General features: G+C 68.6%; 28 protein-coding genes and 1 tRNA gene. 19 read left to right on the top strand and 10 right to left on the bottom strand.

Going from position 1 to position 23915, the window contains the following annotated elements; genetic code table 11:
* Positions 1 to 41 precede the first annotated feature (41 nt).
* The 5 genes from FHR19_RS03400 to ruvC all read left to right on the top strand — a co-directional run bounded on the left by FHR19_RS03400 (position 42) and on the right by ruvC (position 3620).
* The gene (locus tag FHR19_RS03400; protein ID WP_184024310.1) at positions 42 to 1391 is read left to right on the top strand and encodes a metal-dependent hydrolase family protein; all 1350 of its coding nucleotides are present in this window, start codon (positions 42 to 44) and stop codon (positions 1389 to 1391) included.
* A 112-nt stretch (positions 1392 to 1503) separates the two neighbouring features.
* Positions 1504 to 1743, top strand: coding sequence for a DUF2312 domain-containing protein (locus FHR19_RS03395; protein ID WP_184024308.1), 240 nt, complete (start codon positions 1504 to 1506; stop codon positions 1741 to 1743).
* A gap of 5 nt (positions 1744 to 1748) precedes the next feature.
* On the top strand, positions 1749 to 2288 hold the full coding sequence (locus FHR19_RS03390) for a DUF1003 domain-containing protein (RefSeq protein ID WP_184024305.1): 540 nt from the start codon (positions 1749 to 1751) through the stop codon (positions 2286 to 2288).
* 70 nt (positions 2289 to 2358) lie between these two features.
* The gene (locus tag FHR19_RS03385; protein ID WP_184024301.1) at positions 2359 to 3102 is read left to right on the top strand and encodes a YebC/PmpR family DNA-binding transcriptional regulator; all 744 of its coding nucleotides are present in this window, start codon (positions 2359 to 2361) and stop codon (positions 3100 to 3102) included.
* A gap of 32 nt (positions 3103 to 3134) precedes the next feature.
* Entirely contained in the window at positions 3135 to 3620 is a 486-nt protein-coding gene (ruvC, locus tag FHR19_RS03380; RefSeq protein ID WP_184024298.1) for a crossover junction endodeoxyribonuclease RuvC, read from the top strand.
* On the opposite strand, the gene FHR19_RS03375 is transcribed toward ruvC, so the two are convergent.
* The 5 genes from FHR19_RS03375 to FHR19_RS03355 form a co-directional block, all read right to left on the bottom strand.
* Positions 3598 to 4461, bottom strand: coding sequence for a hypothetical protein (locus FHR19_RS03375; RefSeq protein ID WP_184024294.1), 864 nt, complete (start codon positions 4459 to 4461; stop codon positions 3598 to 3600). The genes ruvC and FHR19_RS03375 overlap by 23 nt on opposite strands.
* Positions 4462 to 4529: 68 nt before the next feature.
* Positions 4530 to 5099 carry a hypothetical protein gene (locus FHR19_RS03370; protein WP_184024291.1) on the bottom strand — a complete coding sequence of 190 codons (570 nt, stop codon included), beginning with the start codon at positions 5097 to 5099 and terminating at the stop codon, positions 4530 to 4532.
* Positions 5100 to 5195: 96 nt separating this feature from the next.
* Positions 5196 to 6608, bottom strand: coding sequence for an efflux transporter outer membrane subunit (locus tag FHR19_RS03365; RefSeq protein ID WP_184024288.1), 1413 nt, complete (start codon positions 6606 to 6608; stop codon positions 5196 to 5198).
* A gap of 7 nt (positions 6609 to 6615) precedes the next feature.
* Positions 6616 to 8109: an MDR family MFS transporter gene (locus tag FHR19_RS03360; RefSeq protein ID WP_184025815.1), complete on the bottom strand. Its 1494-nt coding sequence runs from the start codon at positions 8107 to 8109 to the stop codon at positions 6616 to 6618.
* 53 nt (positions 8110 to 8162) lie between these two features.
* Positions 8163 to 9326 carry an HlyD family secretion protein gene (locus FHR19_RS03355; RefSeq protein WP_343053140.1) on the bottom strand — a complete coding sequence of 388 codons (1164 nt, stop codon included), beginning with the start codon at positions 9324 to 9326 and terminating at the stop codon, positions 8163 to 8165.
* A 93-nt stretch (positions 9327 to 9419) separates the two neighbouring features.
* Between FHR19_RS03355 and FHR19_RS03350 the strand changes: the two genes are divergently transcribed.
* The 5 genes from FHR19_RS03350 (at position 9420) to pth (ending at position 15033) form a co-directional block, all read left to right on the top strand.
* Positions 9420 to 9875, top strand: a complete 456-nt coding sequence (locus FHR19_RS03350) for a MarR family winged helix-turn-helix transcriptional regulator (protein ID WP_184024282.1) — start codon at positions 9420 to 9422, stop codon at positions 9873 to 9875.
* 259 nt (positions 9876 to 10134) lie between these two features.
* A complete protein-coding gene (locus FHR19_RS03345) occupies positions 10135 to 12471 on the top strand; it encodes a penicillin acylase family protein (protein ID WP_184024279.1) in 2337 nt (778 codons plus the stop codon).
* A gap of 137 nt (positions 12472 to 12608) precedes the next feature.
* Positions 12609 to 13403, top strand: coding sequence for a DUF2189 domain-containing protein (locus tag FHR19_RS03340; RefSeq protein WP_184024277.1), 795 nt, complete (start codon positions 12609 to 12611; stop codon positions 13401 to 13403).
* 121 nt (positions 13404 to 13524) lie between these two features.
* The gene (locus FHR19_RS03335) at positions 13525 to 14253 is read left to right on the top strand and encodes a 50S ribosomal protein L25/general stress protein Ctc (protein ID WP_184024273.1); all 729 of its coding nucleotides are present in this window, start codon (positions 13525 to 13527) and stop codon (positions 14251 to 14253) included.
* Between the two features lie 210 nt (positions 14254 to 14463).
* Complete coding sequence (pth, locus tag FHR19_RS03330; protein ID WP_184024270.1) at positions 14464 to 15033, top strand: aminoacyl-tRNA hydrolase; 570 nt, start codon at positions 14464 to 14466, stop codon at positions 15031 to 15033.
* A 115-nt stretch (positions 15034 to 15148) separates the two neighbouring features.
* Here the strand turns inward: pth and FHR19_RS03325 are convergent, their stop codons facing one another.
* Together FHR19_RS03325 and FHR19_RS03320 are read right to left on the bottom strand one after the other, a co-directional pair.
* Complete coding sequence (locus FHR19_RS03325; protein ID WP_246359270.1) at positions 15149 to 16180, bottom strand: NAD(P)H-dependent flavin oxidoreductase; 1032 nt, start codon at positions 16178 to 16180, stop codon at positions 15149 to 15151.
* Positions 16181 to 16233: 53 nt separating this feature from the next.
* Positions 16234 to 16324, bottom strand: a tRNA-Ser gene (locus tag FHR19_RS03320).
* Between the two features lie 123 nt (positions 16325 to 16447).
* Between FHR19_RS03320 and hspQ the strand changes: the two genes are divergently transcribed.
* The 4 genes from hspQ (at position 16448) to FHR19_RS03300 (ending at position 18328) form a co-directional block, all read left to right on the top strand.
* Positions 16448 to 16828: a heat shock protein HspQ gene (hspQ, locus tag FHR19_RS03315; RefSeq protein WP_184024267.1), complete on the top strand. Its 381-nt coding sequence runs from the start codon at positions 16448 to 16450 to the stop codon at positions 16826 to 16828.
* A gap of 198 nt (positions 16829 to 17026) precedes the next feature.
* Positions 17027 to 17332, top strand: a complete 306-nt coding sequence (gene rplU / locus FHR19_RS03310) for a 50S ribosomal protein L21 (protein WP_184024264.1) — start codon at positions 17027 to 17029, stop codon at positions 17330 to 17332.
* A gap of 25 nt (positions 17333 to 17357) precedes the next feature.
* Positions 17358 to 17627: a 50S ribosomal protein L27 gene (gene rpmA, locus FHR19_RS03305; RefSeq protein ID WP_184024261.1), complete on the top strand. Its 270-nt coding sequence runs from the start codon at positions 17358 to 17360 to the stop codon at positions 17625 to 17627.
* Positions 17628 to 17785: 158 nt separating this feature from the next.
* Positions 17786 to 18328, top strand: coding sequence for a GNAT family N-acetyltransferase (locus FHR19_RS03300; protein WP_184024258.1), 543 nt, complete (start codon positions 17786 to 17788; stop codon positions 18326 to 18328).
* 111 nt (positions 18329 to 18439) lie between these two features.
* Here FHR19_RS03300 and FHR19_RS03295 read toward each other — a convergent pair whose 3' ends face one another.
* Entirely contained in the window at positions 18440 to 19282 is an 843-nt protein-coding gene (locus FHR19_RS03295; RefSeq protein ID WP_184024254.1) for a metal-dependent hydrolase, read from the bottom strand.
* Between the two features lie 44 nt (positions 19283 to 19326).
* Here FHR19_RS03295 and FHR19_RS03290 point away from each other — a divergent pair, with 44 nt between their 5' ends.
* Together FHR19_RS03290 and FHR19_RS17835 are read left to right on the top strand one after the other, a co-directional pair.
* Complete coding sequence (locus FHR19_RS03290; RefSeq protein WP_184024251.1) at positions 19327 to 19902, top strand: TetR/AcrR family transcriptional regulator; 576 nt, start codon at positions 19327 to 19329, stop codon at positions 19900 to 19902.
* A 2-nt stretch (positions 19903 to 19904) separates the two neighbouring features.
* On the top strand, positions 19905 to 20036 hold the full coding sequence (locus tag FHR19_RS17835; RefSeq protein ID WP_281375630.1) for a hypothetical protein: 132 nt from the start codon (positions 19905 to 19907) through the stop codon (positions 20034 to 20036).
* Between the two features lie 107 nt (positions 20037 to 20143).
* On the opposite strand, the gene FHR19_RS03285 is transcribed toward FHR19_RS17835, so the two are convergent.
* A complete protein-coding gene (locus tag FHR19_RS03285; RefSeq protein ID WP_184024248.1) occupies positions 20144 to 20329 on the bottom strand; it encodes a hypothetical protein in 186 nt (61 codons plus the stop codon).
* A 70-nt stretch (positions 20330 to 20399) separates the two neighbouring features.
* Positions 20400 to 20612: a cold-shock protein gene (locus FHR19_RS03280; protein ID WP_184024245.1), complete on the bottom strand. Its 213-nt coding sequence runs from the start codon at positions 20610 to 20612 to the stop codon at positions 20400 to 20402.
* 195 nt (positions 20613 to 20807) lie between these two features.
* Between FHR19_RS03280 and obgE the strand changes: the two genes are divergently transcribed.
* Genes obgE through FHR19_RS03265 form a run of 3 tightly spaced genes read left to right on the top strand, consistent with a single transcriptional unit; the run spans position 20808 to position 23907 of the window.
* A complete protein-coding gene (obgE, locus tag FHR19_RS03275) occupies positions 20808 to 21878 on the top strand; it encodes a GTPase ObgE (protein WP_184024242.1) in 1071 nt (356 codons plus the stop codon).
* Positions 21863 to 23011 carry a glutamate 5-kinase gene (proB, locus tag FHR19_RS03270; protein ID WP_184024239.1) on the top strand — a complete coding sequence of 383 codons (1149 nt, stop codon included), beginning with the start codon at positions 21863 to 21865 and terminating at the stop codon, positions 23009 to 23011. Before obgE ends, proB begins: the two co-directional genes overlap by 16 nt.
* A complete protein-coding gene (locus tag FHR19_RS03265; RefSeq protein ID WP_184024237.1) occupies positions 23008 to 23907 on the top strand; it encodes an NAD-dependent epimerase/dehydratase family protein in 900 nt (299 codons plus the stop codon). The genes proB and FHR19_RS03265 overlap by 4 nt, the downstream gene beginning before the upstream one ends.
* Positions 23908 to 23915: the final 8 nt, after the last annotated feature.

The following is a 23915-nucleotide window of genomic DNA, read 5'->3' as shown; positions in this document are numbered from 1 at the left end:
TGGTGTCTGTTGCGACCAAAGAACATCGAAGGGGGATTGCCATGCGTTTAGCGTTTCTTGCCGCCACCACCGCGCTCGTCTGCGCCGCACCGCTCGCCGCACAACAGGCGCCGGCACCCGCCGCCGCGAATCCGGCCAAGGTCAGCTACATCCATGCCGGCTCGCTGCTCGCTCGCCCCGGCGAGCGCGCGCGCGGCAACTCGACGATCGTCGTTCGCGACGGGAAGATTGCCGAAATCCGCGACGGCTTCGCCGCCCCCGAAGCCGGCGCCGCGCTGATCGACCTCAAGGACCAGACCGTCCTGCCCGGCCTGATCGACATGCACGTGCATTTCTATTCGTCGGGCTATCCGCTGAAGGAACGGCTCGACGCCTCGGGCAAGGACCTGGAGGACCAGTTCGTCGATGCGATGGGACAGGCGAAGCGGACGCTCGATGCCGGCTTCACCACCGTCCGCGACCTTGGCGGCGAACCGCGCGGCATCCGCGCGCTGCGCGACGGGATCGAGCGGGGCGAGATCGCCGGGCCAACGATCGTCAATGCCGGCCGCATGATCTCGGTGACGGCGGGCCACGGTGACGCCAACGGCCTGCGCCGCGAACTGGCGCATGTCGAGCGTGAGCAGAGCCCCGAGCTGTGCAACGGCCCCGACGACTGCCGCCGCGCGACGCGCGAGCAGATCTTTACGGGCGCGGAGGTCATCAAGTTCGCCGCGTCGGGCGGGGTCGGCTCGAACATCGCCGGCGGGCTGGAGGCGCAGATGACGCCCGAGGAGATGAAGGCGATCGTCGACACCGCCCACGCCTTCGGCCGCAAGGCGACGGCGCATGCGCATGGCAAGTCGGGCATCGACACCGCGATCCGCGCGGGCGTCGATTCGATCGAGCATGGCAGCTATATCGACGACGAGACGATCGCGCTGTTCAAGTCGAAGGGCGTCTATCTCGTCCCCACCATGCACGCCTTCGAAAGCGTGATCCGGCAGGGCCGCGCAGGCGAGCGCCCCGCCGCCAGCGTCGCCAAGGCGGAGCAAGTGGCCAAGGTGGTCAAGGAAAGCCATCGCCGCGCCTTCGCCAGCGGCATGAAGATCGCGTTCGGCACCGATGCCGGCGTCGGCCCGCACGGCACCAATGCGCTCGAGTTCAAGTACATGACCGATGTCGGCATGGACCCCGCCCGCGCGATCCGCGTCGCGACGATCGAGGCGGCGACCCTGCTGGGCCGCGCCGACCGCATCGGCTCGATCGAGGTGGGCAAGGACGCCGACATCATCGCGGTGTCGGGCGATCCGGTGGCCGACGTGACGCGGCTGCAGACCGTACCCTTCGTCATGCGCCGCGGCGTGGTGCACAAGCTGGGCGGCACGCGCACCGTCTTCCCGACGGACTGACCCGATCGAGGCGGCGGCGGGCAGCCGGATTTCGACGCAGCGCGGTTGCGCGGGCGCGCCGATGCGCTATTCGCCGCCGCCTGATTCACCATAAGCCAATTCCAGGGACATCATGACCGACAACATCTCTGCCGAGCAGCTTCGCCTCCTGATCGAGCGCGTCGAGCGGCTCGAGGAAGAAAAGAAGGGCATCAGCGACGACATCAAGGATGTCTATGCCGAGGCCAAGTCGACCGGCTTCGACGTCAAGACGATGAAGACGATCGTCCGCCTGCGGAAGATGGAGAAGCACCACCGCGACGAGGCGGAGATGCTGCTCGAAACCTACAAGACCGCCCTCGGCCTGACCTGACCGCGATGGACAGCGTTCCCCACACCGTCGAAGCCGCCCGCGCGCTGCTCATCCGCAGCGACGGGAGTCTCGACGACGAGGAACGCCGCGTCCTTGCCAGTATCGAGGCCGGCACCCTCGTCGCGCGCGATGCGGGCGACGAGGCGGAGGCGCGGGCGAGCGTCGGCGACCGCCTGTCCGACCGCGTGGCGGCGATCGGCGGGTCGTGGGGGTTCATCGTCACCTTCACCGCCGTGCTGCTCGGCTGGATGCTCCTCAATTCCGAGGTGCTCTCACGCCTCGGCCTCGCCTTCGACCCCTATCCCTACATCTTTCTCAACCTGATGCTCTCGACGCTGGCCGCGGTGCAGGCGCCGATCATCATGATGAGCCAGAACCGCCAGGCGGCGAAGGACCGGGTGGCCGCCAGCCTCGATTACGAGACCAACCTGCGCGCCGAGCTCGATATCCTCAGGCTCCATCACAAGCTCGACCATGCGGTGCTCGCGCGGCTCGACGCGCTCGAATCCAAGATCGACGCGCTGGCGACGCGCCTCCCCTCTTGAGCCGGGGCCGCCTTCGGGGCTAGGACGCCGCCCCTATCCCAAGCGGGCGGCATCGAACCGGAAGCGCATCATGGCAGGCCACAGCAAGTTCAAGAACATCATGCACCGCAAGGGTGCGCAGGATAAGAAGCGCTCGTCGCTCTTCTCCAAGCTTTCCCGCGAGATCACCGTCGCGGCCAAGATGGGCACGCCCGACCCTGACATGAACCCGCGCCTGCGCGCCGCGGTCAATGCGGCCAAGGCGCAGTCGATGCCCAAGGACAATATCCAGCGTGCGATCGACAAGGCCTCGACCGCCGACACCGACAATTACGAAGAAATCCGCTACGAGGGGTTCGGCCCCGGCGGCGTCAGCCTCATTATCGAGGCGCTGACCGACAATCGCAACCGCACCGCGACCAACGTTCGCACCGCGGTATCGAAGAATGGCGGCAACCTCGGCGCGAGCGGATCGGTCAGCCACGGGTTCGACCGGATGGGCCTCATCAACTATCCCGCCAGCGCCGGCGACGCCGAAAAGGTGTTTGAAGCCGCGCTGGAGGCGGGCGCGGAGGACGTGACTTCGGGCGACGAGGGCCACGAGATCTGGACCGCACAGGACGCGCTGCACGAGGTCGCCAAGGCGATCACCCCCGTGCTCGGCGAGCCGGAGGGCGCGAAGCTCGCCTGGCGCCCGCAGACGATGGTCGCGGTGAGCGAGGACGAGGCGGGCCAGCTCTTCAAGCTGATCGACGCGCTCGACGACGACGACGACGTCCAGACGGTGTGGGGGAACTACGAGGTTTCCGACGAGGTGATGGAGAAGCTGGGTTGATGATTTCCTCCCCGGCACGGGGAGGATTTTAGGTGCTGATCCTCGGCCTCGACCCCGGCCTTGGCATCACCGGCTGGGGATTGATCGAGGCGGCGGGGAACCGGCTGTCGCATCGCGCCAACGGGCGGCTGAAGACGAACACCGCCTCCCCGCTCGCCACTCGCCTCGCACAGCTTGACGCGCTGCTTACCGCGCTGGTCGCCGAGCATCGCCCCGCGGCGGCGGCGTGCGAGGAAGTGTTCGTCAACGCCAACGCCCAATCGACGCTCAAGCTCGCTCAGGCGCGCGGCGTGGTGCTTGCGAACGCGGCGCGCGCGGGGCTGGTCGTTGGCGAATACGCCCCCAGCCTCGTCAAGCAGGCGGTGGTTGGCACCGGCCGCGCGGACAAGGCACAGGTGCATGCGATGGTCACACGGCTGATGCCCGGCACCACGATTGACGGCCCCGACGCCGCCGACGCGCTGGCCGTCGCGATCTGCCACGCGCACCACCTCGCTAGCGCGAAGCGGGGGGTCTAGGCGCCAGCTTCTCCGATATTCCGCGATACGTCCTTATCGATGCCTGGACCTCCGGCCGCGCGCAGATCGAACGATCGAGATTGCTCAGGTCCACCTCGTCCACGCAGACTCGGGCCGCCTCGATTTCGGGGATCATGTCGAGTGGCTCGACACTCGCATCCCGGCGCGCGATCACCGGCGCCAGCCGGTCGAGATACGTCGTACCAGCGGCATCGGGAATCGTCGCAGCAAGCGCCCGCGTCCGGACACGCATCCTCTCCGCCGCGTCGAACCGGCCAAGCTCGCGCAGGGCGTTGGTCGCGCGTACCTGAAGCCATAGCCGGTCCTGGGCCGCCTCGTCGGGCGACAGCCGCTCGACTTCGCGTACCAGCGTCTCACGATAGCGCGCCGCGCGGGCGGGGTCGCCGCGCGCCGGACCGCCCCGCCCCGGCGCCTCGGCCCAGATCGCCGCGTTCAGAAGCCCCAATCTGATCCCCGCCGGCCGCTGCAATCGCCCTGCCAGCCAGAAGCCGCGATAATAGGCATTTTCCCGCCCGACGAGCGCGGCATAATCGGACCCGGCGATCAACGCGGCGAGCGTTTCGACCTCCGCCGAGGTGAAGTCGTCGAAGACGACGAGCTTGTTCGTCGGGCATTCGGGGATCGGCAGCGGCATCGGCATATAGCTGTACGGACGCCCGTCGGGCCGCTGGCCATAGGTCGAGTAATGCGTCGCCCGATACGGGGCAAAGGTCTCGCCGCCGACCGGACAGGTCATCGGTGCCGGTCCACCATGCAGCGGTGGCGGTGGCGGCGGCGCACCGGTCTGGACCGCGGCGGCCGCAAGCAGCGAGAATATCATCGGCATTCCCCTTTTCTTTCAGGAGAATAGGCAAAGGCCGATATTCGCGGCAAGCGCCGATCAGCCGTTTAGTTCTTCGGCAATTTCGCCGGATCAACACCCTGGCCGAGGTCGAGGAGGAACGCCGGCCCGATCTCCAGCACCTGCCTGGCCCCCGCAAGCTGGATCGAGATGCGCGCCTTGCCGGGCGCGTAGGCTGCGCTCGACACGCCCGACGCATAAAAGCGTTTCCACGACGATCCCACCTGCACCGTCTCCGCCGCGATCGGGGTATAGGGCGCATCGGCGCCGCCCGCGCCGATCGGCACCGGCACGGTCACGCCGTCCTTGGCATCGGGCGCGCGCAGATAGACGACGGCGAGCAGCGTATCGCCCGCCGCGACGGGCTTGATCGTCGGATAGGTGGCGCCCGTATCCCAAGGGTTAGCGCCCTTCCGCGTCACCTGCACGCGCACAGCGTTGCCGCCGGGCACGTCGGCAGCGGGTACTTCCTTCGCCTTCTGGTCCGGGCCATACAGGCTCCAGTCGATGCCCGGCTGGTTGATCGCCTTGTCGAAGATGTTGCCGCCTTGCGGCGCCTGTGCGGTCGCAAGCCAGACGGGTGCCGCGGCCAGCGCCAGCGCGGTCGTCGCTTTCATGTCCATCCCCCGGCCGTCGCCGGCTTGGGTGCCGGCGGATCGACAAGTCGGACTATATCCGCGCGGTGCCGCTTGAAAAGTGACCCGTTCGGACGATCAGGTCCGCCAGCCGAGGCCGAGTGCCTTTTGCAGCGCTACGTAATCGGCGGTCATCACCGCCGTCGCCTGGACCACCGACTGCTCCGCTGCCGTCCGCTGCCGCTCGGCATCGAGCGTGTCGATCAGCGTCGCGACGCCCGCCCGATACCGCTGCTGCATCAGCGCGGCGGCGCGGTCGGCGGTCGCCTTCGACCGGGCAGCCGCCGCCACGCTCGCGCGGCGCGCGGCATAGCGCGACAACGCATCCTCCGCATCGCGCAGTGCCGTGAGGACCGCGCCGCGATACTGCGCCGCCGCCTCGTCCCGCTGCCCCTCGGCCTGACCCAGCCGCGCACCGTTGCGACCGAAGTCGAGCGCATTCCACTGAAGCCGCGGCACCGCGATCCCGGCCAGGTTGCCAAGGTCGAACAGATCGCCCGGCTTGGTCCCGCCGATGCCGATCAGACCCAGAAAGCTGATCCGCGGCATCGCGGCGGCCTTGGTCAGGCCGATCTGCGCCGTCCGCTGGGCGAGCACGCGCTCGGCCGCGCGCACGTCGGGGCGGCGCTCCAGCAATTGCGCGGGGTCGCCCACGTCGACGCGCGCGGGCGGCAGCGGCACGGGGCGCGGCGCTGACAATTCAGCATCGAGCGTTCCCGGCGCCTCGCCGACCAGCACCGCCAGCGCGTTGAGATAGGCATCGCGCTCGGCATCGATCGGCACGATCGCGGCGTCGCTTTCGACGACGAGGCCGCGGATACGCTCGACATCGAGCTGGCTCGCGGTGCCGGCGCGGAACCGTTGTTCGGTCAGCGCGAGGATCCGGCGCCGCGTCTCCGCCGTCGCGCGGCCGAGCTCGAGCCGGCGCTGGCGATCGCGCAGGTTGACATAGGCGCTGGCGACTTCCGCCGTCAGGCTGACCTGCGCATCCGCCACCTGCGCCTCGGCCGCGCCGACACCCGCGCGTGCCGCCTCGACTCGGCGCTTCTGGCCGCCGAACAGGTCGATCTCCCAGCTCGCGTCGAAGCCGACATTGTAAAAGTCGATGCCCTGCGTCCCGCCATCGGCCGTGCCGCCGGTCAACCCGCCATTGGGGAGTTCCGCTCGCAGATACGTGCCCTGGACATTGGCGTTGGGCAGGCCGTTCGCCTTGTCCAGCCGGAGCGCCGAACGCGCCTGGCGGAGCCGCGCCTCGGCGACGGCGATGCTCGGATTGTCCTTGAGCGCGCGCTCGACCAGCGCGTCGAGCGCGGCATCGTTCAGCCCGCGCCACCAGTCGGCGACGACGGGCTGCGCGGTCGAGGTCTGGCCGGCACGCGCGAAGGCAGCAGGCGCGGCGACCGCGCCGGCGCTCTTGGGGCCTTCGTAATTCGGGCCGACGGTGCAGGCCGCAAGTGCGGCGAGCGAGACGAGCGGGATCAACTTGCGCATGGATGCCTCAATGCATCGCGGCCACCGGCCCCTTGGGCAGCGGTCGCAGGAACAGGACGAGCGGCGCTGCACAGACGATCAGCACCGAAAGCACGACGAAGATGTCGTTATAGGTCATCACCAGCGCCTCGCGCTGGATGGTGCCGGCCAGCGTGCGGAACGCGGCCTCGGCATTGCCGAGCGCGCCGGTCAGCCCGCCGAGATAGCCCTGCACCTCGCCCCAATTGGCGGGCAGCGTTTCCTCCAGCCGGCGGCTGTGCAGCCACATCCGCTGGTCCTGCACCGTGGCGATGCCCGCGAGCGCGAGGCTGCCGCCCAGATTGCGGACCGCGTTGAACAGCCCCGCGGCATCGCCCGCATCCTCCTTCGGCACCGACGCGATCGCCGCCTGGTTGAGGAAGAGAAAGCCGAAGATCGTGCCGACGCCGCGCAGCAGCTGCGATTCGACGAAGTCGCCGCCTGCCGCATCGGCGGTCAGCGTCGTGTCGATCCAGCAGCTATACGCCATGACCAGAAAGCCGAATCCGACCGCGATCCGGATATCGATCTTGCGAATGAGGATTGGCGTGAACGGCATCAGAAGGATGCTGGGAATGCCCGACAGCAGCACGATCTGTCCCGCCTGCAGCGCGTTGTAATTAGCGATCGCGGCCAGGAACTGCGGAATGACGAAGGCGGTGCCGTAGAGCATCATGCCGAGCACGAGGCCCATCAGCGCGACCGACCCGAACTGGCGATCGAGCAGCAGCCTGAGCTTGATGACCGGCCGCTTGGCGACGAACTGGCCCGCGAACAGGCAGACGAACCCGACCAGCGACACCAGCGTCAGCATGATGATCTCGTGGCTCTCGAACCATTGCTCGCGCTGCCCCTCCTCCAGCACCACCGTCAGGCCTCCGAGGCCGAGGGCAAGGCCGATGATGCCGAGCCAGTCGGCGTTCGCCAGCTCCTCGATATGCGCCTTCTGATGCGGCAGGCCGACGAGCAGCAACGTGACGAGGATCACGCCCACCGGCAGGTTAAGGAAAAAGGCATAGTGCCAGCTGACATTCTCGGTCAGCCACCCGCCGATCAGCGGGCCGAGCAGCGGTCCCAGAATGGCGACGACGCCGAACAGCGCGTTGCCCACCGGCTGCTGATGCCTCGGCAGGCGCGTCGCGATGATCGTCATCGCGGTGGGAATGAGTGCGCCGCCCGTGATCCCCTGCCCCGCACGGCCGATGATCATCGTCGTCAGGTCGGTAGCGATGCCGCAGACCATCGAGAAGATCGTGAACAGGCTTGCCGACATGAGCAGGAATGTGCGCAGCCCGAAGACGCGCGATAGCCACGCTGCGAGCGGAATGATGACGATTTCGGCGACGAGGTAGCTCGTCGCGATCCACGTCCCCTCGGTCCCGCTCGCGCCGATCTCGCCCTGGATCGTTGGGAGGGCTGAGTTGACGATCGAGATGTCGAGCATCGCCATCATCGCGCCGAGGCTGCCCGCCGCGACCGCCATCCATGCGGCAGCGTCGGCATTCGCCTCGCGCTGCTGGGGGGCGGCGGCGGCGCTCACTTGCGGCCGATCCGCTCGTTATGGTCTTCCTGCTCCTTGGCAATGCGGTCGGCCGCGTCGCGGGCCGAACGGGTATCGACGCTCACCTCGACCGACATGCCGGGGACGAGCAGCGCGCGCGTCGCCGGGCCGGGGTTCAGCTGGATGCGCACGGGGATGCGCTGGACGATCTTGGTGAAGTTGCCCGTCGCGTTCTGCGGCGGCAGGACCGAGAATTGCGCACCGGTGCCGGGCGCGATGCTGGCGACGCGGCCGGGGATCTCGACGCCGGGCAGCGCATCGACCTCGATCTTCACCGGCTGGCCGACGCGCATCAGGCCGAGCTGCGTCTCCTTGAAATTGGCCTCGATATAGAGGTCGGTGGTCGGCACGACCGACATGAGGCGCGTGCCCGCCTGAACATATTGGCCAACGCGGACGCTCTTGTCGCCGATGCGGCCCGCGATCGACGCGCGGATCAGCGTCGCGCCGACATTGGTCTGCGCGGCCTCGAGCTGCGCACGCGCGCCCTCGCCCTGCGCCAGCGCCTGATTGACCTGCGCGCGCAGCGTCCCGACGCGGCGCTCGGCCGCGGCGACCGCGGCGCGGGCGGCGACGACGCGTGCGCTCGCCTGCTGCGCCTGGTTGCGCAGCGTCGACAGCCGCTCGCGCGTCTCGGCACCCGAGGCAGCGAGCGGGGCGTAGCGCGTCACCTCGTTGCGGGCGAAGGCGGCGTCGGTTTCCGCAGCGGCTAGGTCGGCGCGCGCACGGGTGATCGCGGCCTGCTGCTCGGCGATCTGCGCCTCGACCCCGCGGGCGTTGGCTTGGGCGACGGCGATCTGCGCCTCGCTCTGCTTGGCCTGCGCGTTATAGTCGCGCGCGTCGATGCGAACGAGCGGGTCACCCGCCTTCACCGTCTGGTTCTCCGCGACCAGCACCTGTTCGACATAGCCAGAGATCTTGGGCGCGACCGTCACCGAATCGGCCTGCACATAGGCGTCGGTCGTCGACTGCTGGAACTTGCCGAAGCTCTGGTAGCGCATGAACCAGATCAGGCCGCCGACGACCACGACCGCCAGAAGCACCAGGATGATGATCTTGGCGCGCCGCTTTTTCGCGGGCGAGACGGGCTCGGAACCGGCGTCGTCGGGAGTGGTTTGATCGGCAGCGTTATCGGCCACGGGCAAGCGCCTTCGGAAAAGTGGGTCGAGTCGTCGGGCGCCTCATGTGCTCGCACTTGCAGCATTGCGCAAGACCATATATTGAGGCCCCTCATGAAATACCGTAGTGACGACCTCGCCCGGCTGCTCGCCGGCACTTACATGCGGGTCCACCGCCGCATCGATGCGGCGATGGCGGCGGAGGGCGCGTCCTTGGCGCGGACGAAGATGCTGCTCATCATCGAAAAGCACGCCGGCGAGGCGCGTGCCGCCGATCTCGCCGCGTATCTGGGCCAGGCACCGCGAACGGTGACCGAGGCGCTGGACGGGCTGGAACGTGACGGCTTGATCGCGCGCACCGCCGACTCGGCCGATCGCCGCGTGAAGCGACTCGCCATTACGCAGGAGGGCCGGCGCGCGATCGCGGCCACCGAACCGCTGCGAATGCGCCTGACCGGCGAATTGTTCGCATCGCTCGAACCGGCCGAGTGTCAGGCACTTGGCGCCACCCTCGAAAAGCTGGTCGCCGCCCTCGATGACGACCCCTCTTGCAGCGCGTTCCGGTCGTGATACGCTCCGACCCGACCGCGGACGAACCGTGGCGGGACGGAGAGGTGTCATGGAGCGCATCGGCGCTGAATTGTCACAATGCCGGTTCGGGATGCTTTGCGGATTCAGCAGCGCTGCGCTTGCCATTTTCGGCGCGGCGTTCGTGATCCTCACCTGACCGCGCGATCCAGCCTGAACCTTTGATCGCCACCCCGGCGGCGGTTGACATGCGCTGTCCGAGCGGGCCGAAAGAGCGCCGCTGACTGGAGGCGCGATTGCCATGACTCTTTCCCGCCGCACGCTCCTGCTCGGCAGCGCTGCCGCCGCCATGCTCGCGCCGTTCCGCCTCCGCGCGCAGGACGTGGTTGCCGAGCCGCCCGCCCCGCCGCAGCGCCTGACCGCCAAGGGCCTGTCCGCGCCCTTGGAGATCGTCGACGACCGCTGGGGCGTGCCGCACATCCGCGCCGCCAGCGCACGCGATGCGTTCTTCGGTCAGGGCTGGGTCGTCGCGCGCGACCGGCTGCTCCAGCTCGATTACGAGTATCGGCGCCAGCAGGGCCGCCTGTCCGAGGTGCTCGGCCCCGATTACGTCCGCAGCGACACGCTGGCGCTGCTCGGCCGGTATCGCGGCGACGTTGGGGCGGAGATCGCCGCAGTGCCCGCCGATGTGCGCGCCTGTGTCGAGGGCTATATCGCGGGCATCAATGCGCGGATCGCCACGGTCTCTGCCGACCCGGCGCTGATGCCGCCCGAGTTCGCGATCCTCGGCTACCAGCCGCTCGAATGGAGCCTCGCCGACCTCGTTGCCGCGCGCGAATTGACGCCCGGTAACATCGACGACGAGGTGCGCCGAGCCCGCCTGTCCGCCGCCGACGCGCTGTGGCTGGAGGCGCTGGTCGCCCCGCCCCGTCCCGCGAGGCCGATCACGTTCCGCGACGGGCTGAAGGTCGGCGAGGTGGGCGAGGCCGATCTGGGCATCTTCGGCAGCGCCCCGCCACCCGCCGCCGAACCCGATGCCGCGGGCAGCAACGCCTGGACGATCGCGCCCTCGCGCACCGCGACCGGCCGCCCGATCCTCGCCAACGACCCGCACCTGTCGATCGGCGGCTTCCCGCCGCGGCACGTCGCGCATCTGTCGGCGCCCGGTCTCGACGTGATCGGCGCGGGCGCGCCGGGGCTGGCGGGGATCATGCAGGGGCACACCGACCGCTTCGCCTTCGGCCGTACCAACAGCCATATCGACCAGTCGGACCTCTATCTGCTCGACCTCAATCCCGTGGATGCCGAACGCTACTGGCATCGCGGGCGATGGAAGACGTTCGAACGGCGCGAGGTCACGCTCTCGCCCAAGGGCGCGCCGCGGCGCACCGTCGTGCTGCGCTGGTCGGTGCAGGGGCCGGTGATCGCCCACGATCCCGCCCGCCGCCGCGCCACCGCGCTCGCGCATGTCTCGCAACGGCCCGGCGCCAGCGGCGCGTTCGCCATGGCCGCGATCAACCTCGCCCGCGACTGGCAGGGATTGCAGGGCGCGTTCCGGCTCCACCCCTCGCCCACCAATTTCCATTATGCCGATGTCGACGGACATATCGCCTGGCGCATCCTGGGCTTCGCGCCGCGGCGGATGGGCGGGCATGACGGGATGACCCCGGCCCCCGGCGACGGCCGCTACGACTGGGAGGGACTGCTGCCCGTCGAGCAATTGCCGAGCATCGTCGATCCCAGGGCTGGCTGGCTGGCGAGCGCCAATCAGGACAATCTGCCGAAGGACTATAAGCCCATCCTCGCCTACAGCTTCCGCGAGCCGTGGCGGTACGATCGCGTGGTCGAGGTGCTGGAGGGACAGCCGCGCCACAGCCTCAACGACTCGGTCGCGCTGATGCAGGATGTTGCCTCCAACCCCGCGCGCCGGTTCGTCTCGCTCATTCCCGATACCGTGCCCGACGCCGCGGTCGCCGCGGCGGCGTTGCTGCGCGACTGGGACGGTGTGCTCGCCGCCGACAGTGCGGCGGCGGCGGTGTACGAACTGGCCTGGGCCGATCTCGAACAGCGCGTCCACAACATCGTCGTTCCCGCGAAGCTGCGCGAGTGGGTGCCGTTGTTCGAAATCGGCGCCATCCTGTCGCTGCTCGAGAGTCCCGACAAGCGGCTCGGCCCGAATCCGAAGGGCTCGCGCGACCTGATCGTCGCGATGGCGCTGGCTGCCGGATGGGAAGAAGCCGAACGCCGGCTCGGGCCGGAACCCGCATTGTGGCGATGGGGGACGCTGCACGATGTGACGATCCGTCATCCGCTTGCCCGCAAGTTCCCAACGATCGCGGCAACCTTCCCCCCAATCGAGGTCGGCGGGTCTGGCGGCGACGGCACGACCGTCAACGCGCGCTGGCTGGCAGGCGACCTCGGCGTCGCGGGGGGCGCGAGTTATCTTCAGGCGATCGACGTGGGCGGCTGGGACGACAGCCTGTTTCTCAACCTGCCCGGCCAGTCGGGCGATCCCAAAAGCCCCCACTACGCCAACATGGCACAGCCGTGGATCGAGGGGCGGATGCTCCCCCTGGTCTTCACGCGCGAGCGGGTGGAGGCGGAAGCGGCGGGCCGCGTGTTCCTCGACCCCGCCTGACCCAAAGACGGTATCGCCGCGCCGCTGGCGATGCCGCCGCGAAAGGCGTATTCTTCTCGACCCCAGCCCGAACGCGCGATCACGGCGCGGAAGCGACAAGAAGGAATCGAACCAGGACTTAGGAAGAGGATCAGGACATGGCCATCACGATGGACTCCGCCGCCTATCCCCGCGGCGTCGAACGGATCGAGGTGCGACGGATCGGCAAGGCCGATCTCGACTGGGCGCTGGCGGAGGGCTGGCGCGACTTTCGCGAGCGCCGCGGCGACCTCATGTTCCTGGGCCTGATCTATCCAGCGGTCTGCCTGTTCGCGGTCATCGTCGCGATGAACGATGCGCTGCTCCCGCTGCTCTTCCCCGCCATCGCCGGCCTCTCGATCGCCGGCCCCGCCGTGGCCGCAGGCTTCTACGAGTTGGCGCGCCGGCGCGAGGAGGGACTTGAGTCCGACTGGTCGCACTTCCTCGATCCGCTGAAGGGTCGCAGCCGCACGCCGATCCTGACGCTGACCGCGGTGCTGTTCGGCCTGTTCGTCGTCTGGCTGACCGCGGCCTATGCGATCTACGCCCTCACCTTCGGCGCGGAGAACCAGATGCGCGCCGCCGACCTGTTCGGGCGGCTGTTCACGACGAGCGCGGGTTGGGAAATGATCGTCGTCGGCAATCTCGCCGGCCTCGCCTTCGCCGTCGTCGCGCTGGTCGTGTCCTTCGTGAGCTTCCCGATGGTCGTCGACAAGCCCGTCGATGCCGCGACCGCGATCCGCACCTCCATCGACGCGGCGCGCGCCAATCCGGGTGAGACCGCGGGCTGGGGTTTGCGCGTCGTGGCGCTCCTCGCGCTCGGCACGATCCCGTTCGCGGTGGGGCTGGCGATCGTGCTGCCATGGCTCGGCTATTCGACGTGGCACCTCTATACGCGCATCGTGAAGCGGTGAGGTAAGGTGTCCTTGATCCGCGGCCCCTTTTCGACTAGGGGCCGCGGCTTCCGTGCCGGGGTCATCCCTGGAGGCTCGGCCGGATGAATGGACTTAATCATCAGCATTTCGGAGCACCGACATGAGCGATACGCTTAACCTGTCGGCCGAGACGCGCGAGCGGGTTGGCAAGGGAGCCTCCCGCGCGCTTCGTCGTGAAGGCCGCGTCCCCGCCGTGATCTACGGCAACAAGCAGGAACCCCTCTCGATCCATCTCGAGGAGCGGGCGCTGAACAAGCTCCTTGGCACCGGCCACTTCATGAACTCGATCGTGATGATCGAGGGCGCCGGCCGGGGCAAGATTCGCACCCTGCCCAAGGACGTGACCTTCGACCCCGTCACCGATCGTCCGGTGCACGTCGACTTCCTGCGCATCGCCAAGAACGCGACCGTCACCGTCGCGGTGCCGTTCCTGTTCACCGACGAGGAAGAGGCCCCCGGCATCAAGAAGGGCGGCGTGCTCAACATCGTCGCGCACGAGCTCGAAGTCACGGTCGAGGCGGACAAGATCCCCGAGAATATCGAGGTTTCGCTCAAGGGCCTCGAGGTCGGCGACACGATCCACCTGTCGGCGATCAACCTGCCGGGCGACGCCGAATCGACGCAGGACGACGATTTCGTCGTCGCGACGATCATCGCCCCGTCGGCGATGAAGGCCGACGTCCAGGAAGCGCTGGCTGAAGACGCAGCGCTGGCCGAGGCCGCCGCTGCCGAGCAGCAGGCCGAGGAAGAAGCCGCCGAGGCCGAAGCCGCAGAAGAGGCTGCCGAGGACGAAGGCGACGCCGAGGAAGGCGAGAACAAGGGCGAGTAATCGTCCCTTGTTCGAGACGAGATACGGCGGCCGGGTCCACGATCCGGCCGCCGTTTTCGTTTTTGGTGGTTGGTCGATCGGTCACCGACCAACGTGCGGTGCCAGCCCGCTCCCCCGCCCCGCCCCCAGTCATGATCCCGATGGATGGCGGGGCGGGGGAGCGGGCTGACACCGCATTTCGGCGTGAGCCGAACAGGAATGGAAACCGCGATGCAACTCTGGGTAGGGCTCGGCAATCCGGGGCCGCAATATGCGATGCACCGACACAATATCGGCTTCATGGCAATCGATGCGATCGCCGAGGTGCACGGCTTCTCTCCCCCGCAGAAGAAGTTCCAGGGCTGGTTGCAGGAGGGGCGCATCGGCGCCGAGAAGCTACTCCTGCTGAAACCCGCGACGTTCATGAACGACAGCGGCCGATCGATCCGCTCGGCGCTCGACTTCTACAAGCTCGATGTGGGCGACGTGACCGTCTTCTACGACGAACTCGACCTTGCGCCGTTCAAGGTGAAGGTGCGCGTCGGCGGCGGCGCGGCGGGGCATAACGGCATCCGCTCGGCGATCGCACATGTCGGCCCGGACTTTCGCCGCGTGCGGCTCGGCATCGGCCATCCTGGGCACAAGGACCGCGTGACCGGCTACGTCCTCGGCAATTTCGCCAAAGTCGAGATCGACGATCTGAGCGACCTGCTCGGTGCCGTCGCGGCGGAGGCGCCGTGGCTGGCCGCGGGCGACGACACGCGGTTCATGAACGACGTGGCGCTGCGGTTGCAGGGCTGAACGCGCGTTCGACGCGGTCCTCTCCCCTCCCTGGAAGGGAGGGGTCGGGGGTGGGTTGGCTCATTAGACACTAGCCGGTCGCCCCAAACCGACCGGGGCTATCGACGGATCAGGGCTACGCAGCCCGCTTCTCCAGCGCCGCCGCCGCCTCTTCCATCAGCGTCGCGATGATGTCCGCGACGGGCTCTTCCTTCGTCACCATGCCGACCGACTGGCCGGCCATCAGGCTGCCATGCTCGACATCGCCGTCGATCACAGCACGGCGCAGCGCGCCAGCCCAGTAATGCTCGATCTGGAGCTGCGCCTCAGCCATCTCGACCGCGCCCGAATCGAGGCTGGCGGCGACTTCGCGCTGCTTGGCGGTGAAGAGTTCGGTGCCGGGGTTCTTCAGCGCGCGCACGGGAATGACGGGCAGGCGCGCATCGACCTGCACGCTCGCCACCGCATCACGGGCGGAGGCACGCAGGAACGCGCGCTTGAAATTGGGGTGCGCGATCGATTCGGTCGCACAGACGAACCGCGTGCCGAGCTGGACGCCCGCCGCGCCCATGTCGAGATAGCCGGCGATCGCCTCGCCCCGGCCGATCCCGCCGGCGACGAACACCGGCACGTCGCTCGCCACCGCGGGCAGGATCTCCTGCGCCAGCACGCTGGTCGAGACCGGGCCGATATGGCCGCCCGCCTCCATCCCCTCGATCACCAGCGCGTCGACGCCCGAGCGGACAAGCTTCTTTGCGAGGCTGAGCGCCGGCGCGAACGCGATCACCTTCGCCCCCGTCGCCTTGATCGCCTCAAGCGCGCCCTTGGGCGGGAGGCCACCGGCCAGCACGACATGGCCGACACGGTGGCGGCCGCACACCTCGATCAGGTCGAACAGCTGCGGGTGCATGGTGATGAGGTTGACGCCGAACGGCCGGTCGGTGAGCGCGCGGGTCGCGGTGATCTCCTTGTCGAGCAGCTCCGGGTTCATCGCCCCGCACGCGATCACGCCGAAGCCGCCGGCGTTCGAGATCGCGGCGACGAGATTGCGCTCGCTCACCCACGACATCGCGCCGCACAAAATCGCGACCTCCGACCCCAAAAACTCGCATCCACGCGCCATGCGCCGCTCGAGGCGCGCAGCGCCCGTCGAAATCATCTCGTTCATGGTGGGTCCGTTAATCCGGCCACCGGCGAATTGCCAGTGGGGGGGGATGGGGGTGGCGGAGAGGGTGGGATTCGAACCCACGGTGCCCGCGAGGGCACGCCGCATTTCGAGTGCGGTACAATCGACCAACTCTGCCACCTCTCCGCAGAGGTCCCATAGACGACCGCGCAAAGGCGGCCTGTCGGTCGGAGCGGGGCGGTTAGCCGAAGCGCTGCGGGTGCGCAAGCCCCTGCTTGTGCATTGGCGAAACGACATTAGATTCATGCCATGGATCGCATCGAGACCAACACCCTTCCCCTCGACCCGGAAATCGTGCTGCCGGCGGTCGCGCATGCGCGCTTCAACGTCGGTGACGTGGTGCGCCACCGGCTGTTCGACTTTCGCGGCGTGGTGTTCGACATCGACCCCGTCTTCGCCAACAGCGAGGAATGGTATGACGCGATCCCGGAGGCGGTGCGCCCGCGCAAGGATCAGCCCTTCTACCACCTGCTCGCGGAAAACGGCGAATCGAGCTACGTCGCCTATGTCAGCCAGCAGAACCTGATCACCGACGAGAGCGAGGAGCCGGTCGAGCACCCCGCGATCGGCGGCCTGTTCGACCGCGTGGGCAGCAATCGCTACAAGCTAAAGTCCGTCCACCGGCACTGATTTGATTGCGGTACCGGCCCGCTCCCCCGCCCGGCCACCCAGTCGGTATCTTGATGGGTGGCCGGGAGGGGGAGCGGGCCGGTACCGCGACATCAAGAGTTGACAGAATCGGCGACCGGGCATAACGGACGCCTTCCCACTCGCACGGCCTTACGGGGTCGGGGCGGGTTATCGTATTGCTGGAAGAGATTTAGGGCCATGTTCGCAGTCGTGCGCACGGGCGGCAAGCAGTATCGCGTTGCCGCTGGAGACAAGATCGTCGTCGAGAAGCTCGGCGGCGAGGCTGGTGATTCGGTGACGCTGAGCGACGTCCTGCTCGCCGGCGACGGTAGCGACCTCAAGTCGGTGGCCGGCCTGACCGTCGCCGCAGAGATCGTGGCGCAGGCGAAGGGCGAGAAGGTCATCGTCTTCAAGAAGCGCCGCCGCCACAATTATCGCCGCAAGAACGGCCACCGCCAGAATCACACGATCCTGAAGATCGTGTCGATCGGCGACGCGGCCTGATCGCAGCGACAAGGAGACCCAGGAAATGGCACATAAGAAAGCTGGCGGTTCGTCGCGCAACGGTCGCGATTCCGAGAGCAAGCGCCTTGGCGTGAAGAAGTTCGGTGGCGAGCACGTCATTCCGGGCAACATCATCATCCGCCAGCGCGGCACGAAATACTATCCGGGGCCGAATGTCGGCATCGGCAAGGACCACACGCTGTTCGCGCTGACCGAGGGTCAGGTCGCGTTTTCGCGTGGTCGCCTTGGCCGCACCTTCTGTGCGGTCCAGCCGATGGCGGAAGCCGCCGAGTAATCGGGTAACCGGCCGGGTTGCCCAACGCGGGCAGACCCGGGTTCCGGCATCGGAACCAGCCAGAGGAAGGGAGACGGGTCCGCCCCGGCTCCCTTTTTTCTTGCTCCCCTCGCCCCCGCCCGCGCCCGTTCGGCGCGTGCGCATCGAGGAGAGCTGCCATGTTCGTTCGTACCCGGCGCCTGACGCTCCGCCCCGGCTGGCGCGAGGATGCCCCTGCCCTTGCCGCCGCGATCGCGCACGAAACCGTCGTGCGGATGCTGTCGCGCGCGCCGTGGCCTTATCGGCTGGATGATGCCGAGGCGTTTCTCGCGCTGCCCTCGCGCATCGACGAGCCGACCTTTCTGATCTTCGAGCATGTCGGCGGCGACGCGGTGCTAGTTGGCGGTATCGGCATCCACCGCGACGAGGCCGGCGAGCGCGAAGTCGGCTATTGGCTGACCCCCGCTGCCTGGGGCCGCGGCCTCATGACCGAGGCGGCGGGCGCGGTCGTGACCACGCTGGCCGAAAGTCTGCGGCTCACGCGCCTTGTGTCGGGCCATTATCTCGACAATCCCGCCTCCGGCCGGGTGCTGACGAAGCTCGGATTCGTGGCCACCGGCGAGGTCCGCACGCGTCAGTCGGTCGCGCGCGGGGCAGAGGTCGGCTGCGTGATGATGGAATGGCGGGCGGCCGCTGCCGAGGCCCCAGCCATTGCCGCCTAAATCCACGTCATCCCGGACTCGATCCGGGATCCCGCTTCTTTCTTCTTACTCGGCCAAAAAAAGGAAGAAGCGGGACCCCGGCTCAAGGCCGGGATGACGTACAGGGTTGGTCTAAGCCACCCGCGCCATCGCGAATTCGCTGTCCACCCGGCCGATCAACGCGCGGTCGTCATGGTTCCAAGGGTGGAAGCCGAGTAGGAAGAAGCTGGTCCAGGCCCCCATCACCTTGCGCGCCATCCCCGGGCGCCCGAACGCATAGGCCAGCACCCGCGCCTTCACCCGCCAGCCGGTCAGCCCGTCCTGTGCGAGCAGGTCGAGCATCCCGATCCAGCGCCCGACCAGGAACTTGCGCGTCACCGTCAGCATGACTAGCGTCTTGATCCACCAGCGCCGAAAGCGCGGCCAGTCGCGCGTCGCGTGCAGCCAGGTGTCGTAGGCGACGCCCTTGTGCTCGATCTCCTCGATCGCGTGCCAGCGCCACAGGTCCGCCGCCTCCCCGTCGCCGCCCGCCAGATGCCGCGGATCGGCGACCAGTTCGTGCGCAAGGATCGCAGTAAAATGCTCGAGGCACATCGTCGCCGCCAGCGAGCCGATCGCCGGCCTGTCGCGAGTGAGCGCGATTTCGTCATCCACCCGCCTCTCAAGTCGCGAGGTGTCATAGCCTTGGTCGGTCACGTGGCGGTTGAACGCCACATGCTCGCGCGTGTGGATCACTTCCTGCTTGATAAAGGCCTGGATTTCGGCGGCGAGACGCGGCGGGGTGCCGTCGCGGAACTTGCGCACGCTGTCGATGAAGAACGCCTCGCCCTTCGGAAACGTCACCGACAGCGCGTTGTAGAACGCCGTGGCGATCGGATCGCCGTTCAGCCACCAGCGATCGGGCCGGCGCGCGCGGCCGAAGCGCAGGTCGCGCGGTGTGATGGTCAGATCGGCGGGAGTCTTTGCGTTCGCCATCATAATCCTCCAGATTGCTCGAAATCTGGATTTTACTTACACCAATGTCAATAGTCGCCCGCCGCCGTCTCTCTCCCGAAGCTTCGCGCGATACCGCGCTTCAGGCTGCCCGCGAATTGCTGATCGAGGCGGGGCCGCAGGCGGTGACGCTGAAGGCGGTCGCGACACGAATCGGCCGCACCCACGCCAACCTGCTGCATCATTTCGGCTCGGCATCCGGCCTGCAAAAGGCGCTGGCGGGCAGTATGGCGGAAGCGATCACCGCCAAGATCGGACAGGCGGCGCTGCGCGCCCGCGCCGGCGAACAGGAACCGCGCGAGGTCGTCGACCTCACCTTTGACGCGTTCGATACCGAGGGCGCGGGCGCGCTGGCGAGCTGGATGATCCTGACCGGGAACGAGGATGCGCTCGACCCGATCCTCGAGGCGATCCACCGCCTGGTCGACGAGTTGGCCGACGTCGCGCGGCCGGGCAAGCCGATCCATGCCGACACGCTGCATCTCGTCCTGCTGGCCCTCGGCGACGCGCTGCTCGGCGGATCGATGACCCGCGCGCTCGGTCTGCCGCGCGACATGGCGCGGCGGCTGGCGCTGGAAACGCTGGTGCGGTCGCAGGGCTGAGCATGGCGGCGGAAATCGCCGTGATCCCGGCGGTCGCGGCCGTGCTGATGGCGGGTATGTGGTTGCGGCAGTGGCTGATTGCCCGCGTCAGCCGTCGTGAGGACGATCGCCCCGCACGTCGAAGACATTTCTGATCGTCACTCCCGACTTGATCCGGGGTCCCGCTGCATTGAATGGCGTCGGAAAAGAAGAAGCGGGATCCCGGATCAAGTCCGGGATGACGCGTCATGTCGTGGCGGCGTTACGCTTCCCGCGGGGCGGCCCTGACAGCACGCTCATGGGCAATGCGCTCGGCGCGGTCGGCCATGGCCTCCCAGGTGACGGCGGACCGCTCGCAGCGGTCGCGGACGTTCTGAAGGTTGGAGGCGGCGGCATCGGCGCGCGCCTGGTCTGCACGACCGCGAAAGGTGGCGGCATCATCGCTCATCGTGCTGTCCTTGGGTCGAGGAAAGAAGATGCGGCGGCGCGCAAACGCCGCCGCACCGGACGCGGGGACCTTAGTCGGCCGCGTTGAGGTTGACCGCCGCCATCTTGCCGCGGCGATCCTCTTCGAGCTCGTACGAGACGCGCTGGTCCTGCTGCAGCGTGACCATGCCCGAACGCTCGACCGCGCTGATGTGGACGAAGGCGTCGTTGCCGCCCGTGTCCGGCGCGATGAAGCCATAGCCCTTGTCGGCGTTGAAGAACTTGACGGTGCCGGTAATGGCCATTTGGGTATTCCTTCGTTTCGCCCGCGCAAGTGGCGCGGGACCGGTTGCCGGTCAGCAGGGAAAGAAGGAGAGCGCCGCAAAGCGAGAACCGTCGATTTGCGACTTTAGCCCTTGCAATATGGTCCATCGGGCCGGAAAGCGCAAGGTGCGCGCCAAAAGGGTGACGCAAGCGCCCCTTTGCGCTAACGGCGCGCCATGCATTTCCTAGACCAGGCCAAGATCTATGTCCGTTCCGGGCATGGCGGCGGCGGCGCCGTCGGATTCCGGCGCGAGAAATATGTCGAATATGGCGGCCCCGACGGCGGCGACGGCGGCAAGGGCGGCGATATCGTGTTCGAAGCTGTCGCCGGCCTCAACACGCTGATCGACTTTCGCTACACCCAGCATTTCCGCGCCCAGCGCGGCAAGGGGGGCGCGGGCTCAAACCGCACCGGCGCGGGCGGCGAGGATCTCGTCATCAAGGTGCCGGTGGGGACGCAGATCCTCGCCGACGACGAGGAGCGGACGCTCCTCGCCGACCTCACCCATGTCGGCCAGCGCATCGTCTTCCTGCGTGGCGGCGACGGCGGGCGCGGCAATGCCAGCTACAAGACCTCGACCAACCGCGCGCCGCGCCAGCACGGCACCGGCTGGCCGGGGGCGGAGGCCTATGTCTGGCTGCGGCTGAAGCTGCTGGCCGATGCCGGCCTGCTCGGCCTGCCCAATGCGGGCAAGTCCACCTTTCTCAACACCGTCACCAACGCGACGGCCAAGGTCGGCGCCTACGCCTTCACCACCACGCGCCCGCAGCTCGGCGTCGTCAACCACAAGCATCGCGAGTTCGTGCTCGCCGACATTCCCGGCCTGATCGAGGGCGCGGCGGACGGCGCCGGCATCGGCGACCGCTTCCTCGGCCATGTCGAGCGGTGCCGCGTCCTGCTCCACCTGATCGACGCCAATGTCGAGGATGTGGGCGAGGCGTACCGGATCGTCCGCGACGAGATCGAGGCCTACGGCGCCGGCCTCGACGAGAAGACCGAAGTGATCGCGCTCAACAAGTGCGACCTGCTGGACGACGAACTGATCGCCGCGATCAGCGAGGAACTGCGCGAGGCATCGGGCGGCGCGCTGGTTCTACCCATGTCCGGCGCGACAGGCATGGGGGTGGAGGCGGTGCTTGACCGCCTGATCGAGATGATCGGCCCGGGCGAAGCCACCACCTATGCCGAAATCCGCGAGGATGACGAGGACGCGCCGGGGGAACCCAAGGAATGGTCGCCGGTCTGATCGCCCCTAGCAACGCCGCCACCCCCTTCGCCCCCGCCGCCTGTCCGCGCCTGGTGGTGAAGGTCGGCTCGGCGCTGCTCGTCGATGCGGGCGGCGCGATCCGGCGCGACTGGCTGGCGAGCCTTGTCGCCGACGTGGCCGAGCGGGTCCGCGCGGGGCAGCAGGTGGCGATCGTCTCCTCGGGCGCGATCGCGCTCGGCGCGCGGCGGCTGCGGCTGCCCAAGGGCGGGCGCGCCAGCCTCGAGGATGCGCAGGCCGCCGCCGCGACGGGGCAGATCGCACTCGCGGGCACCTGGGCGGCGCTGCTGCACGATCACGGCCTGACCGCGGCACAGATGCTGCTGACGCTCGACGACCTCGAGGATCGCCGCCGCTACCTCAATGCCGCCGCGACGCTCGACCGGTTGCTCAAACTCGGCGTCGTGCCCATCATCAACGAGAATGATTCGGTCGCGACCGAGGAAATCCGCTTCGGCGACAACGACCGCCTCGCCGCGCGTGTCGCGGGCGCGGCGATGGCGGGCGGCGTGATCCTGCTGTCCGACGTCGATGGCCTCTACACCACCAACCCGGCGAGCGATCCCGACGCCGCACTGATCCCCCGCGTCGACGATATCGCATCGGTCGCGCACATGGCCGACCGGCACTCCGCCTCGGGCATGGGATCGGGCGGCATGGTCGCCAAGGTCGAGGCGGCGCGGATCGCCGTCGCGGCGGGCGCGCACCTCGCTATCGCCAGCGGGCATGGCGACCACGCGCTCGCCAGCTTCACCGAAAGCGGCCGCGGCACATTGTTCGTCGCCGCCAGCAATGCGCCTGCGCGCAAGGCGTGGCTGCGCGGGGGGCTGACCGCGCGCGGCACGATCCATGTCGATGCCGGCGCCTGCGCCGCACTTCGCGAGGGTCGCAGCCTGCTCGCGGCGGGCGCCACCCGGATCGAGGGGCGGTTCGCGCGCGGCGATCTGGTCGTCCTCGCCGGCCCCGATGCGCGGCCGATCGCGCGGGGCCTGACCGAATATGCCGACACCGACGCCGCGCTGATCGTCGGTCGCCGCAGCGACGAGCATGAGGCGCTGCTCGGCTATGCCCCGCGCGCCGCATTGGTCCACCGCAACCACATGGCGCTGCTGTGATCCTCGCGATCACCGGCGGCACCGGCTTCGTCGGCAAGCGGCTGATCGACCGCGCGCTCGTCGCCGGGCACCGCGTCCGCGCGCTCACCCGACGGCCACAGGCGGCACGCGAAGGCGTCGAGTGGATCGCCGGCGCGCTCGACACACCCGATGCACTGCGCGACCTCGCGACCGGCGCCGAGGCGGTCGTCCACGTCGCCGGCGTCGTCAACGCGCCCGACAAGGCGGGCTTCGTCGCAGGCAACGTGACCGGCACGCAGGCTGTCGCCGCCGCCGCGAAGGCCGTGGGCGTGCCCCGCTTCGTACATGTGTCGTCCCTGTCCGCGCGCGAGCCGGCCCTCTCCACCTATGGCTGGTCGAAGGCCGAGGGAGAGGCAGCCGTCCTTGCCGCGATTCCGGGTGCGGCGGTCGTGCGCCCGCCCGCGATCTACGGCCCCGGCGATATGGAAATGCTCGAGCTGTTCCGGCTGGCAAGGAAGGGCGTGGTCCCCCTGCCCCCGCCCGGCCGCTTCTCGACGATCCACGTCGACGACCTTGCCGACCTGTTGCTCGCCCTCGCTGCCAATGACGCGTGCGGCATGTTCGAGGCGGATGACGAGGCGCCGATGGGCTGGTCGCATGTCGACTTCGCCCGCGCGCTCGGCCGCGCCGTCGGCCGGCGCGTCGTCCCGATCTCCACACCCCGCGCGCTCCTGATGCTCTCCGCCCGGATCGCGCGCGCGGTACAGGGCGACAGGGCCAAGCTCACCCCCGACCGCGCCGCCTATTTCAGTCATCCCGACTGGGTGGTCCGCGCCGACCGCCGCCCCCCACCCGCGCTCTGGCGCCCCGCGATCGCGACCGAACCCGGCCTTGCCGCCACGGCTGAGTGGTATCGCGCCGCGGGCTTGCTATAACCCCGCCC

The sequence above is a fragment of the Sphingomonas yantingensis genome (genome assembly GCF_014199325.1).
Classification (GTDB): Bacteria; Pseudomonadota; Alphaproteobacteria; order Sphingomonadales; family Sphingomonadaceae; genus Sphingomonas; species Sphingomonas yantingensis.
Note: the sequence above shows the minus strand (reverse complement) of the source record. Positions and strands in the feature narration are given on the sequence as shown.

Bases quoted from the DNA above. Each gene is read 5' to 3' on its own strand.
- FHR19_RS03400 (WP_184024310.1), top strand. From the start codon at position 42: ATGCGTTTAGCGTTTCTTGCCGCCACCACCGCGCTCGTCTGCGCCGCA.
- FHR19_RS03395 (WP_184024308.1), top strand. From the start codon at position 1,504: ATGACCGACAACATCTCTGCCGAGCAGCTTCGCCTCCTGATCGAGCGC.
- FHR19_RS03390 (WP_184024305.1), top strand. From the start codon at position 1,749: ATGGACAGCGTTCCCCACACCGTCGAAGCCGCCCGCGCGCTGCTCATC.
- FHR19_RS03385 (WP_184024301.1), top strand. From the start codon at position 2,359: ATGGCAGGCCACAGCAAGTTCAAGAACATCATGCACCGCAAGGGTGCG.
- FHR19_RS03375 (WP_184024294.1), bottom strand. From the start codon at position 4,461: ATGATATTCTCGCTGCTTGCGGCCGCCGCGGTCCAGACCGGTGCGCCG.
- FHR19_RS03370 (WP_184024291.1), bottom strand. From the start codon at position 5,099: ATGAAAGCGACGACCGCGCTGGCGCTGGCCGCGGCACCCGTCTGGCTT.
- FHR19_RS03365 (WP_184024288.1), bottom strand. From the start codon at position 6,608: ATGCGCAAGTTGATCCCGCTCGTCTCGCTCGCCGCACTTGCGGCCTGC.
- FHR19_RS03360 (WP_184025815.1), bottom strand. From the start codon at position 8,109: ATGGCGGTCGCGGCGGGCAGCCTCGGCGCGATGATGGCGATGCTCGAC.
- FHR19_RS03350 (WP_184024282.1), top strand. From the start codon at position 9,420: ATGAAATACCGTAGTGACGACCTCGCCCGGCTGCTCGCCGGCACTTAC.
- FHR19_RS03345 (WP_184024279.1), top strand. From the start codon at position 10,135: ATGACTCTTTCCCGCCGCACGCTCCTGCTCGGCAGCGCTGCCGCCGCC.
- FHR19_RS03340 (WP_184024277.1), top strand. From the start codon at position 12,609: ATGGCCATCACGATGGACTCCGCCGCCTATCCCCGCGGCGTCGAACGG.
- FHR19_RS03335 (WP_184024273.1), top strand. From the start codon at position 13,525: ATGAGCGATACGCTTAACCTGTCGGCCGAGACGCGCGAGCGGGTTGGC.
- pth (WP_184024270.1), top strand. From the start codon at position 14,464: ATGCAACTCTGGGTAGGGCTCGGCAATCCGGGGCCGCAATATGCGATG.
- FHR19_RS03325 (WP_246359270.1), bottom strand. From the start codon at position 16,180: ATGAACGAGATGATTTCGACGGGCGCTGCGCGCCTCGAGCGGCGCATG.
- hspQ (WP_184024267.1), top strand. From the start codon at position 16,448: ATGGATCGCATCGAGACCAACACCCTTCCCCTCGACCCGGAAATCGTG.
- rplU (WP_184024264.1), top strand. From the start codon at position 17,027: ATGTTCGCAGTCGTGCGCACGGGCGGCAAGCAGTATCGCGTTGCCGCT.
- rpmA (WP_184024261.1), top strand. From the start codon at position 17,358: ATGGCACATAAGAAAGCTGGCGGTTCGTCGCGCAACGGTCGCGATTCC.
- FHR19_RS03300 (WP_184024258.1), top strand. From the start codon at position 17,786: ATGTTCGTTCGTACCCGGCGCCTGACGCTCCGCCCCGGCTGGCGCGAG.
- FHR19_RS03295 (WP_184024254.1), bottom strand. From the start codon at position 19,282: ATGGCGAACGCAAAGACTCCCGCCGATCTGACCATCACACCGCGCGAC.
- FHR19_RS03290 (WP_184024251.1), top strand. From the start codon at position 19,327: ATGTCAATAGTCGCCCGCCGCCGTCTCTCTCCCGAAGCTTCGCGCGAT.
- FHR19_RS17835 (WP_281375630.1), top strand. From the start codon at position 19,905: ATGGCGGCGGAAATCGCCGTGATCCCGGCGGTCGCGGCCGTGCTGATG.
- FHR19_RS03285 (WP_184024248.1), bottom strand. From the start codon at position 20,329: ATGAGCGATGATGCCGCCACCTTTCGCGGTCGTGCAGACCAGGCGCGC.
- FHR19_RS03280 (WP_184024245.1), bottom strand. From the start codon at position 20,612: ATGGCCATTACCGGCACCGTCAAGTTCTTCAACGCCGACAAGGGCTAT.
- obgE (WP_184024242.1), top strand. From the start codon at position 20,808: ATGCATTTCCTAGACCAGGCCAAGATCTATGTCCGTTCCGGGCATGGC.
- proB (WP_184024239.1), top strand. From the start codon at position 21,863: ATGGTCGCCGGTCTGATCGCCCCTAGCAACGCCGCCACCCCCTTCGCC.